The following is a 3,352-nucleotide window of genomic DNA, read 5'->3' as shown; positions in this document are numbered from 1 at the left end:
TGTCAGCGGAACCCGGCCGCTGACGCGGACCTTTCGGGCAGGATGCCCGAAAGGCGCAATGCTCTGGGGCGTGTCTCTTTGCTTACTTTCTCTGCACGAGCAGAGAAAGTAAGACGCTCGTCCGCAGGACGAGTGGAAGCTCTTGCTCTTCAAATTCCAGACAAAGAACGGAAAAGAAATCAGAACAGCAACGACGACATCCTGCGCCGGTAGGCGCCGACGAGTTCCTCGTCATCGAGCACGTTGAATGCAGCGATCAGACGCTTTTTCGCCTGCCCCTCGTTCCAGTCGCGCGCCGTGCGCAGCAGGATGAGGAATTCGTCGAGGCCCTGCGCTGGCTCGTCGCCGAGCAGCAGGTGCACGCCGAGCAGATCGCGAGCCTCATGGTCAGCGGGGTTCTGCGCGAGCCGTGCGCGCAGCGCGGCGATATCGGGGGCGCCCTTGAGCGCGCGTGACAGATCGAGCTGCGCGGCGACGCGCTTGGCCTTCGCATCGCTGGCGAGATTCGGCGGCAGTGCATCGAGTTGCGCCTGCGCCGCATCGGCATCGCCGGCACGGGCGAGTGCGAGGGCAAGATCGAGCTTAAGCTCGGCCTTGTCCGGATTCGTGGCGGTTTCCTCGCGCAGGCGCGCGACGGTCTGTTGCGGCGTTTCATGCGCAAGCGCTTCGTTCACGGCAGGTGCAGGCTCTTCACCCGCTTCCGGCTTGCCGAGATGCTTCTCGACGAACGCGCGCACGCCGGATTCGGGCAGCGCGCCCATGAAGCCGTCGACCATCTGCCCGTCCTTGACGAGCACGACGGTCGGCAGGCTGCGGATACCGAACACCGCCGCAAGCTGCTGTTCCTTGTCGGTGTCGACCTTGGCGAGCTTGAGCTTGCCGCCGTAGCTGTCGACGACCTTCTCCAGGATCGGCCCGAGCGATTTGCACGGCCCGCACCAGTCGGCCCAGAAGTCGACGAGCACGGGCGTGGTCAGCGAGGCCTGGATGACGTCGGTTTCGAAATTGGTTTCGGTGGCGTCGAAGGTATGGACAGAAGCAGTCATGGCGGATTCGGATGCGGAAGAGGGGCGCGAGGATAGCGAAAGATGGCGGCGGCGCGCGCGATTGCAACCCGGGCCGGGCTCACGCGCAGCCGCTCTCGCGACGCGATGGCCCGCGAATAGCCTACGGTGTTTTGGCGTACACCGTGCCCGCCTTCATGACGAAGCCGACCTTCTGCAGCAGGGCGACATCGTCGAGCGGGTTGCCTTCGACTGCGATCACGTCGGCGAACTTGCCCGGCGCGATGCTGCCCAGTTCCTTTTCCTTCTTCAGCAGCTGCGCGGCATGCGTGGTCGCTGCCTGGATGACGAACATCGGCGGCATGCCGGCCTCCACCATGTAGACGAATTCCTTCGCATTGCGTCCGTGCGGATACACGGCGGCGTCGGTGCCGAACGCGATCTTCACGCCGGCCTTGTACGCCTTGCCCGCGGTGGCCTGGATGATCGGCCCGACCAGCCTGGCCTTGGCCGCGACCTGTGGTGGGAACACGCCGGGTTTTTCCGCCTGCTCCGCGGCGTATTTGCCGGCGATGATCGTCGGCACGAGCCAGGTGCCGTGTTCCTTCATCAGCTTCATGTCGGCGTCGTCCATGTAGGTGCCGTGCTCGATCGAGTCGACACCGCCGAGGATCGCGCGGCGGATGCCTTCGGCGCCGTGCGCGTGCGCGGCGACGGTGAAGCCGTAGTCGTGCGCGGCGGTGACCACGGCCTTGATCTCCTCGATCGTCATCTGCGCGTTGTCGACGCTGGTGCTCTCGTCGAGCACGCCGCCCGAGGGCATGATCTTGATCGCGTCGGCGCCGTCCTTGTAGTGCTGGCGCACGGCCTTCCACGCATCTTCCGGCGAATTGATGATGCCGTCCTTCGGGCCGGGATCGCCGGCGAGATCCTTGCGGAAGCCGTCGGTGAAATCGGCGTGGCCGCCGGTCGAGCCGATCGCCGTGCCCGCGGTGAAGATGCGCGGGCCGGGCACGATGCCGGCGTTGACTGCATTGCGCAGCGACATCGAATCGCCGTTGTTGTCGGCGAGATTGCGCACGGTGGTGAAGCCCGCGTCGAGCGTGCGCTTCGCGTACACCGTGCTGCGGATGGCGAAGTCGGCGGCGTTGAGGCGGAACTTGTCGCTGTACGTCGTCGGGCTGAACTCCATCGTCAGGTGCACGTGGCTGTCGATCAGGCCGGGCAGGCAGGTGCTCGTCGGCAAGTCGATGGCCTGTTTCGCGCCGGCCACGTCGGCCTTGCCGGGGCGCACTTCCTTGATGCGCGCGCCTTCGATCACGATCGTCGACTCGCCAAGCAGCTTGCCCGCGTCGGTATCGATCAGATGAGCGCAGTGGATCGTCCTCACTTCCGTTGCTGCCGTGGATTTGTCCGCTTCGGCGGCGTGGGCGGAAATGGCGAGCGTGGAAGCGACGACGGCGGCGAGCGGCAACAGGCGCATGGATGTCTCCTCGAAGGTCGCGGCATGCTAGCGGTTGTTCCCGGTGCAATCCATCTGCGTCGCCGCAATTCGCGGGCGGCTGTGGCCAGCGTCCGCCGCGAGGTCGGCGCGGCCCTCGGCAGCCAAGCCATGGCGTGCGCGCCGCGCCATCGACGAAGAGATCGTCGGCCGACTGCGACATACGGTCGCGATTGATCTCTTGAGAGTCGCGGATGCCGGTTCTATAGTCGTCGCAACGGAACCGCACCGGACGCCGTGACGACGGGGCCACCATCCGCAATCAGCCGTGCGAACGGCTGCCTGGGCGGGCGCGAGGCGGGAATTTCCGGAAGGACCGTCTTCGCCGTTAGGGGCATCGTGGATGGATACCGAGCGCTGGCAACTTGCAGGCGATATCTTCGAGAAGCTGCTCGACGTGCCGGCGTCGGAGCGCGTGCCGCTGCTCGGCACGTTGTGCGGCGACGATGCCGAGTTGCGCAAGTTCGTCGTTTCGATGCTCGACTCGCAGGAACAGGCCGGCGTCGCCGCTGCGAAGACGGTCGCCGCGGCGCCCTTCGATAGCGCGCAATCGCCGGCCGTCCAGGATGTCGATTCCACCGACAGCCGCATCGGCCCGTGGCGGCTCGTCGGAAAGCTCGGTGCGGGCGGCATGGGCGTGGTCTGGCTGGCCGAGCGCGCCGACGGCCAGTTCCACCAGCGCGCCGCGCTCAAGCTGATCAAACGCGGCATGGATACCGACGCCGTCCTCGCGCGCTTCCTGCGCGAGCGGCAGATCCTGGCGCGACTCGACCATCCGAACATCGCGCACCTGCTCGACGGCGGCATCGCCGCGGACGGCCGGCCCTATTTCGCGATGGAGTACGTC

General features: G+C 66.3%; 3 protein-coding genes. 1 reads left to right on the top strand and 2 read right to left on the bottom strand.

Annotated elements, in window-relative coordinates; translation table 11 throughout:
- Positions 1-179 precede the first annotated feature (179 nt).
- Entirely contained in the window at positions 180-1,046 is an 867-nt protein-coding gene (gene trxA, locus VF497_RS07900; RefSeq protein ID WP_330887416.1) for a thioredoxin, read from the bottom strand.
- A 121-nt stretch (positions 1,047-1,167) separates the two neighbouring features.
- Entirely contained in the window at positions 1,168-2,487 is a 1,320-nt protein-coding gene (locus VF497_RS07895; RefSeq protein WP_330887414.1) for an amidohydrolase family protein, read from the bottom strand.
- A gap of 361 nt (positions 2,488-2,848) precedes the next feature.
- Here VF497_RS07895 and VF497_RS07890 point away from each other — a divergent pair.
- Positions 2,849-3,352, top strand: a 504-nt coding sequence (locus VF497_RS07890; protein WP_330887412.1) for a protein kinase, incomplete at its 3' end; no start/stop codon positions are given.

The sequence above is a fragment of the Rudaea sp. genome (assembly GCF_036383415.1).
Lineage (GTDB): Bacteria > Pseudomonadota > Gammaproteobacteria > Xanthomonadales > Rhodanobacteraceae > Rudaea.
This window is presented reverse-complemented; position numbering and strand designations above follow the sequence as displayed.

Bases quoted from the DNA above. Each gene is read 5' to 3' on its own strand.
- VF497_RS07895 (WP_330887414.1), bottom strand. From the start codon at position 2,487: ATGCGCCTGTTGCCGCTCGCCGCCGTCGTCGCTTCCACGCTCGCCATT.
- trxA (WP_330887416.1), bottom strand. From the start codon at position 1,046: ATGACTGCTTCTGTCCATACCTTCGACGCCACCGAAACCAATTTCGAA.